Annotated in this window: 16 protein-coding genes; 7 read left to right on the top strand and 9 right to left on the bottom strand. The window is 62.0% G+C overall.

Annotated features, from left to right (window positions below; all coding sequences use genetic code 11):
* Position 1 precedes the first annotated feature (1 nt).
* The 5 genes from ABMA59_RS30965 (at position 2) to ABMA59_RS30945 (ending at position 3519) form a co-directional block, all read left to right on the top strand.
* Positions 2–610, top strand: a complete 609-nt coding sequence (locus tag ABMA59_RS30965; protein WP_425476011.1) for a DUF922 domain-containing Zn-dependent protease — start codon at positions 2–4, stop codon at positions 608–610.
* A gap of 140 nt (positions 611–750) precedes the next feature.
* On the top strand, positions 751–1695 hold the full coding sequence (locus ABMA59_RS30960; RefSeq protein WP_349009233.1) for an AEC family transporter: 945 nt from the start codon (positions 751–753) through the stop codon (positions 1693–1695).
* Positions 1696–1793: 98 nt separating this feature from the next.
* Positions 1794–2393, top strand: coding sequence for a hypothetical protein (locus ABMA59_RS30955; RefSeq protein ID WP_349009232.1), 600 nt, complete (start codon positions 1794–1796; stop codon positions 2391–2393).
* Complete coding sequence (locus ABMA59_RS30950) at positions 2393–2983, top strand: hypothetical protein (RefSeq protein WP_349009231.1); 591 nt, start codon at positions 2393–2395, stop codon at positions 2981–2983. The genes ABMA59_RS30955 and ABMA59_RS30950 overlap by 1 nt, the downstream gene beginning before the upstream one ends.
* On the top strand, positions 2965–3519 hold the full coding sequence (locus tag ABMA59_RS30945; protein WP_349009230.1) for a hypothetical protein: 555 nt from the start codon (positions 2965–2967) through the stop codon (positions 3517–3519). Before ABMA59_RS30950 ends, ABMA59_RS30945 begins: the two co-directional genes overlap by 19 nt.
* Here the strand turns inward: ABMA59_RS30945 and ABMA59_RS30940 are convergent.
* A complete protein-coding gene (locus ABMA59_RS30940; protein ID WP_349009229.1) occupies positions 3506–4762 on the bottom strand; it encodes a hypothetical protein in 1257 nt (418 codons plus the stop codon). The genes ABMA59_RS30945 and ABMA59_RS30940 overlap by 14 nt on opposite strands.
* 198 nt (positions 4763–4960) lie before the next feature.
* On the opposite strand from ABMA59_RS30940, the gene lepA reads away from it, so the two are divergent.
* Positions 4961–6772: a translation elongation factor 4 gene (gene lepA, locus ABMA59_RS30935; protein WP_349009228.1), complete on the top strand. Its 1812-nt coding sequence runs from the start codon at positions 4961–4963 to the stop codon at positions 6770–6772.
* 148 nt (positions 6773–6920) lie between these two features.
* Here lepA and ABMA59_RS37350 read toward each other — a convergent pair whose 3' ends face one another.
* The 3 genes from ABMA59_RS37350 to ABMA59_RS30920 all read right to left on the bottom strand — a co-directional run bounded on the left by ABMA59_RS37350 (position 6921) and on the right by ABMA59_RS30920 (position 10044).
* Positions 6921–7181 carry a DUF2293 domain-containing protein gene (locus ABMA59_RS37350; protein ID WP_425476013.1) on the bottom strand — a complete coding sequence of 87 codons (261 nt, stop codon included), beginning with the start codon at positions 7179–7181 and terminating at the stop codon, positions 6921–6923.
* A gap of 283 nt (positions 7182–7464) precedes the next feature.
* A complete protein-coding gene (locus tag ABMA59_RS30925; protein ID WP_349009226.1) occupies positions 7465–7899 on the bottom strand; it encodes a hypothetical protein in 435 nt (144 codons plus the stop codon).
* 462 nt (positions 7900–8361) lie between these two features.
* A complete protein-coding gene (locus ABMA59_RS30920; RefSeq protein WP_349009225.1) occupies positions 8362–10044 on the bottom strand; it encodes a hypothetical protein in 1683 nt (560 codons plus the stop codon).
* Between the two features lie 229 nt (positions 10045–10273).
* Here ABMA59_RS30920 and ABMA59_RS30915 point away from each other — a divergent pair, with 229 nt between their 5' ends.
* Positions 10274–10948: a hypothetical protein gene (locus ABMA59_RS30915; RefSeq protein WP_349009224.1), complete on the top strand. Its 675-nt coding sequence runs from the start codon at positions 10274–10276 to the stop codon at positions 10946–10948.
* Positions 10949–11162: 214 nt separating this feature from the next.
* Here ABMA59_RS30915 and ABMA59_RS30910 read toward each other — a convergent pair whose 3' ends face one another.
* The 5 genes from ABMA59_RS30910 to ABMA59_RS30890 form a co-directional block, all read right to left on the bottom strand.
* A complete protein-coding gene (locus tag ABMA59_RS30910) occupies positions 11163–11636 on the bottom strand; it encodes a hypothetical protein (RefSeq protein WP_349009223.1) in 474 nt (157 codons plus the stop codon).
* Between the two features lie 311 nt (positions 11637–11947).
* The gene (locus ABMA59_RS30905; protein WP_349009222.1) at positions 11948–12757 is read right to left on the bottom strand and encodes a SapC family protein; all 810 of its coding nucleotides are present in this window, start codon (positions 12755–12757) and stop codon (positions 11948–11950) included.
* Between the two features lie 80 nt (positions 12758–12837).
* The gene (locus ABMA59_RS30900; protein ID WP_349009221.1) at positions 12838–15129 is read right to left on the bottom strand and encodes a transglycosylase domain-containing protein; all 2292 of its coding nucleotides are present in this window, start codon (positions 15127–15129) and stop codon (positions 12838–12840) included.
* Between the two features lie 46 nt (positions 15130–15175).
* Entirely contained in the window at positions 15176–15364 is a 189-nt protein-coding gene (locus tag ABMA59_RS30895) for a hypothetical protein (RefSeq protein ID WP_349009220.1), read from the bottom strand.
* A gap of 12 nt (positions 15365–15376) precedes the next feature.
* Entirely contained in the window at positions 15377–15655 is a 279-nt protein-coding gene (locus tag ABMA59_RS30890) for a hypothetical protein (protein WP_349009219.1), read from the bottom strand.
* Between the last annotated feature and the right edge of the window lie 247 nt (positions 15656–15902).

Raw genomic sequence — 15902 nt, 5'->3', positions numbered from 1 at the left:
CGTGCGGACATTCATCGGGTTAGTCGCTGCGGTCCTGTTCGGCCTTTCCTCAGCCGCCGCGCAGGACGCGGTGATCGACACCTGGCAGCCGGTGGAAAAAGTCGAGCCCTACGCCATCTCCGGCACGACGCCGCCCGAACTCTACGTCTCCATGGGTGAACATGGCCCCGAGATAGGCAAGGGACGCCGCGTCATCGCCTTCACCAATTTCAAGCTGACCTGGCAGCGCGACTACCAGAGCCGCGGCAATTCCTGCGTGCTTGCGTCGGCGAAACCGAAACTCATCATCACCTATAAGCTGCCGAAACCCTCGCAAAAGCTGCCGGCCGCCACCAGCGCCCGCTGGAAACCGTTTTTGGCCGGCATTGCCGCGCATGAGAAGGTGCACGGCCAGTACATTATCGAGATGGTACGCGAGATCGTCGCCTATAGTGTCGGCCTTACCGTCGAGGACGATCCCGGCTGCAAGAAAATCCGCACCGTGCTGACCGCGCGCCTGTCGGAACTCTCGCAGGAGCAGCGCCGAAAAGGCCGTGAGTTCGACCGCGTCGAGATGGGCGATGGAGGCAACGTCCAGCAACTGATCCTGGCGCTGCTGAACGGCGAATAGCCGTGTTGCCACCCGCTCAATCGTTGCTTGCAAGTCAGCGGAAAGCAGAATCCGCCCCAAAATCCTAAAAGACCGGCGACAGGCTCCGGCGCATATGCTTGGCTGCGGGTCCGACGCGCTTGTCCTCGAGGGGAGCAGGAATGGAAGTCGCCGGTCTGGTCCTTCCGGTCTTCGCCGTCATCGTCACCGGCTGGCTCGCCGGCCAGCTGGGCTACGTCTCCAAATCGCTGGCCGACGGGCTGGTGCATTTCGCATACAATGTGGCGATGCCGGCGCTGCTCGTCGTCACCATCGCGCAGGAACCGGCCCGCAACCTGCTGGAGTGGCGTTTCCTGTTCGCCTTCGGCGGCGGCTCGATCCTGTGTTTCGCCCTGGTGTTCCTGGCGGCACGGATGAGCCTTGGGCGCAACCGTGCGGAAAGCACCATCTATGGAATGACGGCGGCGATGACGAACACCGGTTTCGTGGCACTTCCCATCCTGCATTCCATTTATGGACAGCCCGCCGTTCTGCCCGCCGCGATAGCGACCGTGTTCGTCGCGGGCGTGATGTTCCCCCTGACGGTGGTCCTTTTGGAGTCCGGCCGCGACGAGCCGCGCGCTGGAAAGAAGAGCGCCGGTGCGCTGGCGCGGCAGATCCTGCTCAACCCGATGGTGCTGTCGACGCTGATTGGCCTGGCATGGGCCGTCGTCGGCCTGCCGATCCCGGCCCCGCTCGCCGCCTATCTCAACATATTCGCGGGCGCGCTCACGCCATGCGCGCTGTTCGCCATCGGCCTCGGCCTGTCGATCGAAGGCATACGCACCAATTTCAGGACCACCGCCGCGCTGGCAGTGGTGAAACTGCTCGTGATGCCGCTTATCGTCTACGGCCTGTGTCTGGCCTCTGGCCTTGGCCCTCTCTACACCATCGCGGCCGTGGTCTGCGCCGCCGTACCGACAGCCAAGACCGTGTACATTCTGGCTGGCGAATACAGGGTGGACGAGGAACTCGTCGCCGCCACCGTCTCGATCACGACATTGCTGTCGGTTGTCAGCCTGCTGTGCTGGCTCTACTTCCTTTCGGGGTTGGCGCAAGGCGTGTAGGGCCGGGCCCTGCGTCATCGCAGGCGAGTGGGCGCCGAACGATTGCAGGCTCTCGGCTTCGCCCCATCATCGCCATGTTTTTCGACAACCAAGGGTTTATGACGTCTGCGCCCCGATCAGCGTTGCGCCAGCGCCTCTTCGCCTTTCTCCTTGCCGGCATTGGCGGTACGGCCGCGGCGGCCGTGTCCTTCGCCATGACGCTCTACGACGCCGCGCACCCGCCCGCGATCCCCGCGGTCGCCCTTGGCCAGCCGATCGACACCGGCCGCTGGACCGTGACCTTGCATGGCGCGCGCGCCGGCTCCGTGCCGCCCACCGGCGTGCCTCCCTATGAGCCGAAACAACTGGTCATGGTGGATATGGATGTCGTGAACCGGTCGGCGACGCCGAACAATGTGCTGTTCCGTCTGCTGACGCTTGACCCTCCCGTCGACAACCTGCCGCAGCCGGATTTCTACCTGGCGCGAGACAAGTGGTTAGCCGGCTATTTCAACCCCGGAATGCCGGAGCGCGTGATCGCCGTCTGGGAGTGGCCGCGGGGCCATGAGGTGCCGAAGCAGCTCAGGCTCAAGATCAACAGCCAGATCTACAAGCGGCGCGACAATCTCTACGGCGCCAGCGGCTGGTTCGATCGCGATCCGGTCGCCACGGTGGAAATGTCCGTCCTTGCCGAGACCGCGCCGGGGCAGCCGAAATGATGGCTGCGCTCAGGTCCGCGGCTGCCGTGTCGCTGGCGGCTGTCGTGCTCTACGCGATGCAGCGCACCACGCCCGGCTACAGCGACATCACGGCTCCCATCGTCATCTCCGGCCCGCAGGGTGCGAAGGTACAGGCGGACGCCTTCGCCTTCGACGTGAAGTCCATTCGCACCGCCCGCCAGCTCCGTGCCGAGAGTTTCGGCAAGACCCAGACCTTTTCGAGTTCCGGCGTGTGGATCGTCGTCGAGGCCGAGGCCGAAGCCACCTCCGAAAGCCTTGGCCTGACCGCTGCCGAGTGGCAGGCCGCCGACGGCATCCGCTATGCGCTGACGCAGCGCCTGCCGGCGACGATCGGCGGTTTCCTGCCCGCGGAGATGCTGGAGCCCGGCCTGCCCCGCCCGGTTCTGCTAGCCTTCGAGGCGCCCGGAACCGCGCTCGACGGCGGCACGCTGATCGTCGCCCGCTCGAAACTGCAGCCGCTGGACGACGAGATCCATGTGGCCGTCGAGCCGATCGGACCGGGCAGGATCAAGCCGGAAATCACCATCCGCCGCAACGAGGAGGGCCGGCCGTGGACATTGCTGCCGTAACGCCTGGCGGCAGGCGCGGCTACCGGCTGAGCCTGGCTGCGCTTGCGATAGCCTTGCCGGCGGCGCTGCTGGTCGAATCCTGGGGCAGCGTGCGCGAATGGCGTGCCCGCCACGAACGCGCGCCTGTAGAGGCCGTCCAGGGCCAGCCCGTCCGCTACGCCGGCGCGGAATGGCGGCTGACCCGCCTGGAGCGCATCGCCGGCGGGAGCCCGGAACGCACAATCATGCTCGCCGAATTCGAGGCGGTTCCCGACGACCCGGCAGCGCTCGCCGAAGTGCCCTGCGCGGTGGCCCTGACCGACGGGCTCGGCCGGCAATGGAACGCGACCTTCGTCGCGGACAGGGTGGTCAGGCGGGCCTATCCGCGGGCCGCCGACAAGCCCGGCTGCGGCGGTCCCACCTTCGGCGCCCTGGCGAAGGGGGCCAAGGCCGAGATGGCGGCGACGTTCGTCGTGCCGGCCACAGCCGACGACATCGCGCTCTCGGTGACCATGGCTTCGGCGCTGCCGCGATACCTGCGCTTCAGCGCGCCGTAGCGGCCTGCGCCGCAGCCCCGCGCTGGCTCGCAACCGCATGTTCCAGCACCGCCGCCAGCAACGCGACGCGCATGGCGTCGAGCAAAATGCCGCCGTCGAGGTCGCTCGGACCGCCGATGAAGACGCTGATGACGTCGGCGAGAACCTGCCAGGTCTGGAGATCGTGCGCGCCGATGGCGCGCGTGGCCAGCAGCCACAGCCAGGCGCCGATCCAGCCGATCAGCCGGTAGGCGATGACGAAGGTGATCAGCGTCGCCAGCCCGGCGCCGAGCGTCAGTTTCAGGCAGGTCCACACCGGCGCATAACGCGAGCGGTAGCCGCCGAGGAAATGCGCGGCGAAGTCGGAAAGCCATTTCCGCCACGTCGAATGGCGCGAGGGCGCCGCCGCCGGCGCGCTGGCCGCCGACAGTTCGTAGCCGTTGATGATCGCCGCCATCACCAGCCAGATCAGCGGCAGCAGCGCATAGAAGAACAGGCCCTGCGCCTGCTCGCCGAGCGGCCTCGGCTGGAACTCCACCGGCACGAAAGTCTCCGCCGCGTGGGCGGTGAGCACCGGCCACGCCATGTCAAGACTGAAGTCCGGCAGCGCCGCGCCGGCGCCGATCCAGCGGATCAGGTCGTCCTTCCAGATGTCGAGCGCATAGAGGCCGATAAAAATCCAGCTCGCGTCCGCCGCCACGATCAGCAGCCGCCAGTAGGGATGCGCCGAACGCGCGTTCATGCGCTTGGCGGCGAACCGCACCAGCCAGCATGCGGCGATCGACAGCAGCACGCCGCGCGATTGCAGCAGCGCGAAGATGTCGACGCCTTCGCCGAGCGGCGCGGCGGCCAGCGCCCGGCGCGAATATTCGCGCACCGTGTCGCCCAAAAATCCCCAGGCGGCGTAATAGGCGAAGAACGGCAGGATCGCCGCCGCCGTGATCGTCAGGATCCGGTCGCGCGGCCGCCCGGCTCTGTCCGCCTCCGCCCCGGCCGCGCTCCGGCGCAGCGCCTCCAGCGCCGGCAGGTGCGGCCTCAGCACCGCGAACATCATGACCAGCACGACCAGCTTCGCCAGCACCACCAGCGACAGCACGATCATGCCGCCGAGCGGGTTTTCCAGGCCGATCCTCACCGCCAGGTCGAGCAGCAGGGCGCGCGCGATGATGCCGAGGCAGCCGATGAGCAGCAGGTGCGGCCAGCAGGCAATGAGAAGACGGGCCGTGAGCGCGAGCGGCCGGACGATGTCCTCGGTCGTCGTCATGCCAAAACTCTAGGTCAATCCACCGCCCGGATCAACCCAGGATTGCTCCGTCGGCACCCGCACAGCCGTGGCGCACAGCCATCCGGCATCGCCGACCCCGCCCATCCGCCCCGATTTCCCGCCAAAACCCTGCCCCGCCGCCTTCGCGCCTGCAAAACGGGCTTCCCGTTTGTTGCGCGAATGCGTATAGCCGCCGCCATGACGACACCGCTCAAAAACATCCGCAACTTCTCCATCGTCGCCCATATCGACCACGGCAAGTCGACGCTGGCAGACCGGCTCATCCAGATGACCGGCGGCCTCGACGCCCGCGAGATGGCCGGCAAGGAGCAGGTGCTCGACAATATGGACATCGAGCGCGAGCGCGGCATCACCATCAAGGCGCAGACGGTCCGCTTGAACTACAAGGCCAAGGACGGCCAGGACTATGTGCTGAACCTCATCGACACGCCCGGCCATGTCGACTTCGCCTACGAGGTGTCGCGTTCGCTCGCCGCCTGCGAGGGCTCGCTGCTCGTCGTCGACGCCTCGCAGGGCGTCGAGGCGCAGACGCTGGCCAACGTCTACCAGGCGATCGACAACAACCACGAGATCGTGGTGGTGCTCAACAAGATCGACCTGCCCGCCGCCGAGCCCGAGCGCATCCGCGAGCAGGTCGAGGAAGTCATCGGCATCGACGCCAGCCAGGCGGTCATGATCTCGGCCAAGACCGGCATCGGCATCGAGGACGTTCTTGAAGCCATCGTCCACCAGCTCCCGCCGCCGCGCGAGGGCGACGCATCCGCCCCGCTCAAGGCCATGCTGGTCGATAGCTGGTACGACGCCTATCTCGGCGTCATCGTGCTGGTCCGCGTCATCGACGGCGTGCTGAAGAAGGGCCAGACCATCCGCATGATGGGCACCGGGGCGAAATACCCGGTCGAGCGCACCGGCTTCTTCACCCCAAAGATGCTCAACGCCGACGAGATCGGCCCCGGCGAGTTCGGCTTCATCACCGCCTCGATCAAGGAAGTGGCCGACACCCGCGTCGGCGACACCATCACCGAGGACCGCCGCCCGACGACACAAGCGCTGCCCGGCTTCAAGCCGGCGCAGCCGGTCGTCTTCTGCGGCCTGTTTCCGGTCGACGCCGCCGACTTCGAGGATCTGCGCGCCGCCGTCGGCAAGCTGCGCCTCAACGACGCCAGTTTCTCCTACGAAATGGAAACCTCCGCCGCGCTCGGCTTCGGTTTCCGCTGCGGCTTCCTCGGGCTGCTGCACCTCGAAATCATCCAGGAGCGGCTGGAGCGCGAGTTCGACCTCGACCTCATCGCCACCGCGCCCTCGGTCGTCTACCGCATGAACCTGCTCGACGGCAGCCAGAAGGAGCTGCACAACCCGGCCGACATGCCCGACGTCATGAAGATCACCTCCATCGAGGAGCCGTGGATCCGCGCCACCATTTTGACCCCCGACGACTATCTCGGCGGCATCCTGAAGCTCTGCCAGGACAGGCGGGGCATCCAGGCCGACCTCTCCTATGTGGGAAAACGCGCCATGCTGGTCTACGACCTGCCGCTCAACGAGGTCGTCTTCGACTTCTACGACCGGCTGAAGTCGATCTCCAAGGGCTATGCCTCCTTCGACTACCACCTCACCGACTACCGCGAGGGCGACCTGGTCAAAATGTCGATCCTGGTCAATGACGAGCCGGTCGACGCGCTATCGATGCTGGTCCACCGCACGGCGGCGGAAAAGCGCGGCCGCGTCATGTGCGAGAAGCTGAAGGAACTCATCCCGCAGCACATGTTCAAGATCCCGATCCAAGCGGCCATCGGCGGCCGCATCATTGCCCGCGAGACGATTTCGGCCCTGCGCAAGGACGTGACCGCCAAATGCTACGGCGGCGACATCACCCGCAAGCGCAAGCTCCTGGACAAGCAGAAGGAAGGCAAGAAGCGCATGCGCCAGTTCGGAAAAGTGGATATCCCGCAGGAGGCGTTCATTCAGGCGCTTAAGATGGGGGATTGAGAAGCCGGTTGCCGCCGAGCGCAGCGAGGCGGCAAGCCGTCGATCCGGTGGATCGACGGCAGGCTTCGAAAGGGCGGGAGCTGCCGGAGGCAGCGGGACCCGCCCCAGCGCGGGGCTGAAGCTGCACGGCGAAAGGTTACCTCTACAGTCATTCCTGGCTCTTTTTGGCCGGCCAGGATTTGATGATCTCTGTGGCCTTGCGATTAGTTTTCTTGCGAAGCTCCGCGTAGTAACTGTGGTGGGTGTTCGACAGCGCGCGCTCGTAGTTGGTGCTCCGGTGCCGTATATGGTTCTGCGAGACGATCCCCACAGCCTGTCCAAGTGTGGTTCGCACCCAACCCCGGTTGCAGACCTCTTTCACGATGTGATCCCGAATGTCTGGTGGGCAATGCGGATGGTGCTTCGCCATGTGTGCAAAGACCTCATTCCGCGGAAAGCGGGTCACCACACTCAGAACGATCTTGGCTACATCGAACGGTTGCTGCTCCGACAAGATGGCTCCCCGGGTTGGCTGTCCAAACGCATCTACCCAACCATAATAGTGCTCCGGCGTCGCATATCGGCGCAAGCTGCCGGAGAATAACGGCAAGAAGCGCATGCGCCAGTTCGGTGAGGTGGATATCCCGCAGGAGGCGTTCATTCAGGCGCTGAAGATGGGGGATTGAGCGAATTCAGCTCAAACTGCCACACCATCATAACTGTGAAGATATCCGATCACATTCGGCAACCAATGCCGTACGTTTGAACTCCTGCGCCAAGAGGTAAGCCTTAATCTGTAACAGGCCATCGGCGACATCCTTTAAATCATCACGTCTGGGACGAATTTTCAACCAATCTTCGGCCGCCCGGAGACCAATTTTGACGAAATAGGTGGGTGCGAAATTATAATCGAGAGCGTCGACCACAAAGCGAAAAATCTCAAAGTCTATCCGATTGGATTGCTTCTGAAACCGCAGCGCTTTAACAGCACCGACGGCACCCTCATGCATTAGTAGACGCATCTGGTGGAAGTATCCCATTGATTTTCCCGTCGCAATATAATTAGATGCGTTTCTAATGGCTTCAAAGTAATACTTGAACGCATCTTCAACGCCAATCCCTTCAGCTATTGCCTTTTCCGTTTGCATAGTTTTGTCCGCGATTCTTATTCCTGAAAATACATGACAGCAATTAAATATAGGAAAATTCCCTGCCGCGTCAGCTTTCCTTAGATGTAAATTATAAAGGCCGCGCCAATCACCAGAGCGAATTTTCAGAACATACCAATACTTAAGAAGATCGAACGTATTGCATCCATACTTTTCCGCCAGTTCGAAATCCCGTTCAATTTCGCTCGGTTTCCGACTCCTGATTGACAACCTAGTACGAGCCCGCAGGCAATAGAGTTCGCCGGTGCGATTGCGCTTTGCGATCTCATCCCCAAGATACCGCTCAGCGACTTCGTAGTTTCCAGATTTCCAATGACGAACCGTCTGGGAGACTATTAGTGCAACTCGCCTCGCAGGGTCCTCATTGTGCCTACGCGCTTGCAGGCAGGCGCGCTCAATGCTCTTTCGCCGGGTTTCAGCTATTTGCGCGTGAGTGATATCTTACATAAGCCGAATCGGTTCCGGTACCTCAAGTATTGTACCCGCGACGGGATCCCCCTTCGTCGAGTATAGATGATATTCCTTCAAAGTTGACAGGTCCTGCTCAAGCTCCACGGACGTTATACCGCAAATTTCTTTTATCTCCTCAATTCTAGCTCGAGAAAGCAATTGCAGCGCATACAGAATTTCTTTCTGAGAGGCCGATAGCTGAGCAATCTCCCGCTCGAAAGCAAATGCTCTTATCTGTTCTCCATTTTTTCCTCGCCATTCCAGAACCGCTTTGCCAACGTCATGTCCCAGAGAGACAAGCCTAATAATCGATGTTATAAAGATCGGAGAGCCGGCGGATGCATCGAGGATGCGATTTCGAGACGAATTCACACCTTTCGCTTGCGTCACATCCTCAATTAAGTATCTTACATTTATATCGACATACTCCTCGAAATCTTTTCCATCGAAGCCATTTAGTCCAATGCGTTGTTCTTTACCGGTAAGAAGTTCAAGTCGTGATGTAAAAAGAACTCGACTATTATCATTTTGATAGTTAGCAGCACTAATGACCTGAGAAATTACCGCAAACAGATCGTTCTGTTCTTCCTTGGGAAGCGAATCAACGTCATCTATTACAAGAAGTATCGATAGTGTAGCAAATGCCTCAATCGACTTGGAAATTCTTTCGTCTCTGTCCGAAAGGTCTCGAATTTCCGCTTCGGTAAACCCTACCTGTATTAAAAAGTTATCCAATAGATCGTCGACATTTTCAAAATCGCACCTAGTGGTGGGGACTAGCTTCCCAAGTGTTGCGGCGTACGTGATCTTCTTCCCGGACAGCCAAACCACCTTATCCAAACCCGCCCCTGGCCGATCCAGCAACTGTGACGCAAATTCGAAGGCGACCGTAGTTTTTCCTAATCCACCAGCGGCAGTTAAGACGCGGATTGGGCGGCGAGGTTCGGTGATCCAATTCCAGAGGGCTTCTAAGGATGTCTTTCGTCCGACAAACTGGATGAGGTTGGGATCTCGAGGGGGTAAATTGTTCTCTACCTTTACGTTCACTTGGAAATCGGGCTTCCAATGACGGTCTGAATAGAGAAAATTAAGGAGCTCTATATCTTCGTTAGCGGGTTTGCACTCATGTTCGTATCGACAATACAATCCGCCCTTCGAGAAAAGAAACTTTGGTTTGTCTGGAGCTCCGATGTTAGTGCTATTTTTTATAAATGGCCTCGGTTTTTCGGAGATCGGACGCTTTGGGATAAAAGTCAAAACCACAGGCCTACGCAGTCCTTCGATCTCGGCCGACGTGATCAGGGTGCGTATGCCAATATTCTTTCCAAGGAAACCCGTAATGCGTTGATTGAGTTTATCATTGTCCGAAAGAAACGTGAAAACATCCAAGTCATTCTTTTCGATATCAAATATCGATAGAATATAGCCGCCCATAGAATTGAAGAACGCGGCAATATCCTTTATAATGGACTCGCCCTTTACGACCGAAGGTGTCGTTTTATCCTGGCCTAAAAACACCTTATAGTCGAATAGAAAGGATTCGAAGTCATGTGGTTTACTATTTGGCAGCAAGGCCTCTAGGACGCTTACGTCCAACGCTCCGCTCGTGTGCCTCTCAGCGATTCGTTTATCAACTTCAAGGTGAAGCATTTTTACCTCAATGATTTGGTACAAGGTCTCCTCAACTACCATTTGTGTCAAGAAGGATAGGAGGGGCCTTTTGATGAACGCATGTCCAGTCATCTCAGGGTGGAGTATGCCCTAACAGGGACTGATTTACTGACATCCCGAGTGTGGCAAAGCGTAATGAGAGCGGCCGCCCGGACTTCTAGGCATATCAGTGGCTCACCCTCGCCCCCACCCCCTCCCAATGCTAGCCTCCCCGCGCAACCGGATTGTTCTCATGCGCGGTTTCGACTTCTCCTCCTGGCAGGCCATCCTGACCTCGGTCGCCGGGCTGCTCCTGGTCACGCTGATCGGCATGGGCATCCGGCTGGTCATGATGATGACGCTGCAGCAGCGGCGCGAGCGCCAGAACCGCCAGATCAACGAGCGGCTGAAGGCGCTGATATCAGCCTACAAGGTTTTGGGCGGCTCCTTCACCGGCACGCTCACCGTCAGCCCCCTGCATTTTCGCGACCTTAAGCGGGCGGCAGCTGAGACCGAAGGAACCGAGGTGCTGGGCGGCGGGTTCGAGCGGGCGCGCCGGGTGCGCGACGCGGTGGAGGCCGCCCTGTCCGACATCGTGCTGTTCGGCACGGAAAGCCAGGTCGAGCTGGCAGCCAGCGCCATGCGCGACATGGCCGCCGGCCGTCCGGTCGAGGTCCACGCGCTGGTCGTCTCGCTGCGCGATTACATCCGCGAGGTGCTCGACCTCGAAGCGATCCCGAAAACCGTCGTCATCCCCAACCAGGGTCCGGCCCGACCCTCCGGCGCCAGCGGCCGGGGCGGCCGCGAGCGTGAAGGCGGTGGTCGCGGCGGCGGGGGAGGGGGTGGCATGGGCGGCGGCATGATGATGGGCGGGATGGGTCTTGGGGTCGGCGTGGGCGGCGAGACCGATCCGGAGGACAAGGGCTGAGCGGTGCGCGCCCTTCCCTTCTCCCCTTGTGGGAGAAGGTGGCCGAGGCGAAGCCGAGGTCGGATGAGGGGTGTTGGAAGAAATGCAAGGCTGGTGGGCGAACTGCCGGGTAGCCTATCCTCTCATCTCTCGCTCCTTCCAACACCCCTCATCCGTCTCGGCCTTCGGCCGATCCACCTTCTCCCACAAGGGGAGAAGGAAGAGTGCGCGCGCTTCACTTCCTCCCAAACCGCATCACCCAATTCTTCTCCCAGGTCGCGCCGCCGTCGGCCGACATGGCCTGTTCCCAGACCGGGCTTTCGCCCGCCGTCCAGTCGAAGCGCACTTTCACCGGCCGGCCGCCCTCGACATCGTCGCCGAAGAATTCGCCCCGCCCGTTGGCGAACCGGCCGATCGTCGGCGGAAACAGGCGATGGCTCTTGGTGTCCGACCAATAGATCGACCACAGCCGCGTCTCCGGATTGTAGAGCCGCAGCGTCATGCCGGTAAAACCCCGCGCCGGAACGAACATCTGGTCGAGATTGCCCCCGAACACGCCGTCGCCGTCCGGCATCACCTTTTCCACTTTCGAGCTGGCGTCGAAAAATTCCCATTCCGTCGAGCCTGCCAGCCGCCCCTTCAAGAACTCGTTGCGGATCGTCCATTCCCCGATCAGGAAATCGAAATCGCCGAAGCCGGACTCTTGCATGAAACTCTCCTCTCCGATGCGGGCGGACCATAACGGCACCCTCCTGACAGCGGAGTGTCAGCATGGCCGAGCGGAAGAGGGAATTGCCGCCGATTGCTTCGCCCCTGGCGTGCCGCGCCGGATGCGTCGGCGCAAAACGCGCTTCGTCACCGCCGCGTCAGGGCAAAACCCGCGTTTCGGCGCCGCGCGGCAAGCTCGCGAAGGGGGTGCGTCAGCGCAAAATGCCCCGCGCCCCTGCATTTTTCGGGCAAGCCGTTGATCCCGCGTGATATTACGGACTTGCCGGGGCGAGCGGGAGCGCCGAAAGCAGCCTAATCGTCCTTCAAAAACGTCGCCCAGTCAATCTTCAGATTGCCGTCGTCCTCGGAGATGAAACTGTTGGCGGGCACCGCCATGCGCTGCCGCGCGGCGCGCTCGCGGGCGCCGGTCAGCGTCCCCAGCATCGCCAGATTTCCCATGGAAAACAATTGGCTATAGGCAACCGCCAAGCCGCCGCTGTTGCGTAGCGCGAACAGATCCTCCGCCCCGACGGCGTTCAGCGCCGGCTCGGAAATGCGGAAAACGCCGTCGATCTTGCGGTTGCCGGCCTCCTCCTGCGCGGTGATCGGCCAGGGCTCCAGCAGCTTCTTCTCCAGAAGCATCGCGCCCGCCGCCCGCACCGTCTGCAGACCCAGCCGCACCTTCGACAGAGTATCCACCGCCTCCTGCGTCTCCCGCGACGGATTTCCGTCCGGTCCGAAGAACGCAAAACCCTCCTCGCCGACCGCCGTGTCGCGCAGCAACCCACTGGATTCATTGACACAAAGGGCAAAGCCGCCATCCGCCTTCTTGCCCAGGCTGAACGGGTAATGCTGCAGCGCCGCCGGCACATAGGAGGCCAGCCACCGCCCGTCCGGCGCCACGAAAAGGTTGTGCCCGACCTTCAGGCTGAACAGCGCCACCAGCGTCGGCGCCCCCTCCAGGTCCAGGAATGCCAGCGGAAAGGCCCGCGCCATGTGGATCATCTCGGCGGCGCTGACCGGCATCATGTTGAACCCCGCCGCGAAGTGGAAGTCGCGGGAACGGAACCATTTCTTGTAGGTATGCCGCTCTCGCGACACCATATGCAGTGTCTCTGCCATTCTTCTCTCATTCGGTTGGGAGCCGGATGATGCCTTCCGGAAGGGCTCCGCGCAAGCGTTTCCGGGCCTGCGGGAACGGCTCAGCCGCCATTGCCGAGGATGATGTCGAGGATCGACTTGTCATTCTTGAGCGCCGGCCCGCCGACATCCGCCTTGGGCCTCGGTCTCGGGATCGAGGCCGTCGGCTGCTCGACCGGTTCGGCCTCGATGCGCGCTGCCTGCTCGACCGTCTCCGGCTCGGCGCGGGCCACCGGCACGGCGGCTTGAGGCTCGGCCCGCTCCGGTTGCACAGGCTTCGGATTTTCGGAAACGACAGCGTTTTCAGGAGGTTGCGCCGCAGGGTCCGCGAGCGTCGCGGTGTCCGGCACGCTCTGGTCGACGAGGTTCGGCGCTGCCTGCCAGCTCCCCGGCAGCTTCGCCACCGGCAAGCCTTCATGCGCCGCCGCCATGAATTCGTGCCAGGCAATCGCCGGCAGCGCCCCTCCCGTCACCTTCTTCATCGGCTTGCCGTCATCGTTTCCGAACCACACGCCGGTAGTCAGCTTCGCCGTATAACCGACGAACCAGGCGTCGCGCGAATTCTGGCTGGTACCGGTCTTGCCCGCCGCCGGCCAGCCGAAAGCTGCCTTACGCGCGGTCCCGTCCGACAGCGTCTCGGCCATCATGGCATTCATCATGCCGACCACCTCGGCGCTGACGACGCGCGGCGCACCGCCTTCCTTGTGCTCGTAAAGCACGTCGCCGGAGGCGGTCGTCACGCGCTGCACGAAATGCACGTCCGGCCGGTAGCCGCCATTGGCGAAAGGCACATAGGCCGCAGTCAGCTCCAGCGGCGTCACCTCGGACGTCCCCAACGCAATGGAATTATTGGATAAAAGGTCGGATTCGATGCCCATGCGCTGGGCGGCCTCCACCACCGATCCGGGCCCCACCTCCATCATAAGCTGAGCAGCGACCGAGTTCAGCGACTTCGCCAGTGCGGTCGCCAGCGTGACACGGCCATAATATTTGCCGTTGTAGTTCTCCGGCGTCCATTTGCCGATGCGGATCGGCGCGTCGTTGCGCACGCTGTCCGGCCGGCTGCCCTGTTCGAGCGCGGCAAGGTAGACGAACGGCTTGAACGCCGAGCCCGGCTGGCGACGGGCTTCGGACGCCCGGTCGAACTGGCTGTTGGCATAATCGTAGCCGCCGACCATGGCGCGCACCGCGCCGGCGTCGTCGATCGCCACCAGCGCGCCCTGGCTGACATTGAGTTTCTTGCCGTTCTCGTCGACCAGCCGGCGGATCGAGTCTTCCGCACGCTTCTGCAGCGGCAGGTCTATGGTCGTGTCGACGACGATGTCGGAACGCACGTCGCCGATCAGGGTCGGCAGTTCTTCCATGATGCGGTCAGCGACATAGTTTTCCGAGCCCGTCCAGAACGCGGCGGCGCGGGTTGCCGGCGTGCTCATGGCGTTGACGAGTTCCTTGTCGCCGATCATGCCTTCCTCGCGCATGGCGCCGAGCACAAGCTGCGCGCGCTGCTCGGCAGCCTGCGGATCGCGGGCAGGCGAGAGTTTCGACGGCGCCTTGAGCAGGCCGGCGAGAAGTGCCGCTTCGGCAAGCGTCACATCACGCGCCGATTTTCCGAAGTAGCGGCGCGAGGCCGCCTCTACGCCATAGGCGCCCGAGCCGAAATAGACCCGGTTCAAATACATTTCGAGGATCTGGTCCTTGCTGTGCTCGTGTTCGAGCCACAGCGCCATCAAGACCTCCTGCACCTTGCGCTCCAGCGTGCGGTCGGGCTTCAGGAACAGGTTTTTCGCGAGCTGCTGGGTCAGCGTCGAGCCGCCCTGGGTGAAGCGGCCACGAACGACGTTCTGCGCCATGGCGCGCGCCAGCCCGATCGGGTCGATGCCGAAATGTGAATAGAAGCGGCGGTCCTCGATCGCCATCACCGCTTGCGGAATATAGGGCGACATCTCGTGCAGGCCGATCGCCTCGCCGCCGGTCATGCCCCGATTGGCGACAAGCGAGCCGTCGGTCGAAACGATCTTGACGTTGGGCGGCCGGTCGGGAACCGACCAGTCCGCGACGCTGGGCAGTTGCGCGCCATACCAGGCGACCATGCCGGCCAGCCCGATGCCGCACCAAAGCATGAGAACGCAGCACCAGTAAACCAGCCGTCCGAGCCCAAAACCGCGCCGTCCGGCGCGGCCCTTTGCTTGGGCGCTGCCTTTCGCGGTTGGAGCTACCGTGCGGCTGGAGGTGCTCCTCTTGCGCGGCGAAGGCACGACGCGGTCATCTTCGTCGAGCGAAAAATCCGCAGAGGATTTGCCACGGGACGGCCCGTCGAAGGTCGGCTCGATCCGTGTCCCATTCCCCTTTGCCATTGCCTGCGACTTGTGTCCCGTTTGCTGAGCGGCAACCGGGTGGAGACTAAATGCGGCGATTTAAGGGGCCGTTAAAACGCAATTTTTTCTTATCGTTGAATTTCAACATGTTACGGCCGATCCATTGCCAAGCGTCAGCGCCGCCATTGCTGTTGCGTTCTCGGCCCTTCATTCGGGCATCCTCAAAGCCGCTGCGAACTGCTAAGCCCGGAGAACCTTCAAGGGCGATGGGCAATTCGGCAGACTTCTAGGGTTTGGATGTCTTCGTGTTCGCGGCTTCGATGCGGTCAAGAATCTTGAACGCCGCAGGCGGATCGTCGATCGCTTCGATCAACTCATCGCGAAGTCGCTCTCCGATATCGTCATCGGCGATGAATTGCGTAGCGGCGAGCGCGATCCACCTCGCCATGACATCGTTGGCAATGTCACCGCGCTCGATTGCAGTTCGTACATCAGCGATATTCATTCGTTGCGGCCGATCAAGCCCGCTTTCTGAATTCGGCCCTGGTTGCGTCGCAAGTTTCACCGATCGTTCAAATCACCTTCGCTACAATCGCAAGGACGATCCGAGATGACTACCGACGCTGACGTGCAGCGCGTGGTCAATGCGCGTATCTCTACCAAGGTGGGGGCCGTTTTTCTTGTCGATGCGAGGCCGTCCGGCGTTGTCGCTCATTGGGCCTCTGCGCTTGAAGCACCAACGTCTCACCCTTCCTGCTGCCCCGAGGATTATGCTTGGGCTTGCATTCGGGTTGTTGTCGACCGCGAAAGCG

The sequence above is a fragment of the Mesorhizobium yinganensis genome, assembly GCF_040081985.1.
GTDB lineage: Bacteria > Pseudomonadota > Alphaproteobacteria > Rhizobiales > Rhizobiaceae > Kumtagia > Kumtagia yinganensis.
This window is presented reverse-complemented; position numbering and strand designations above follow the sequence as displayed.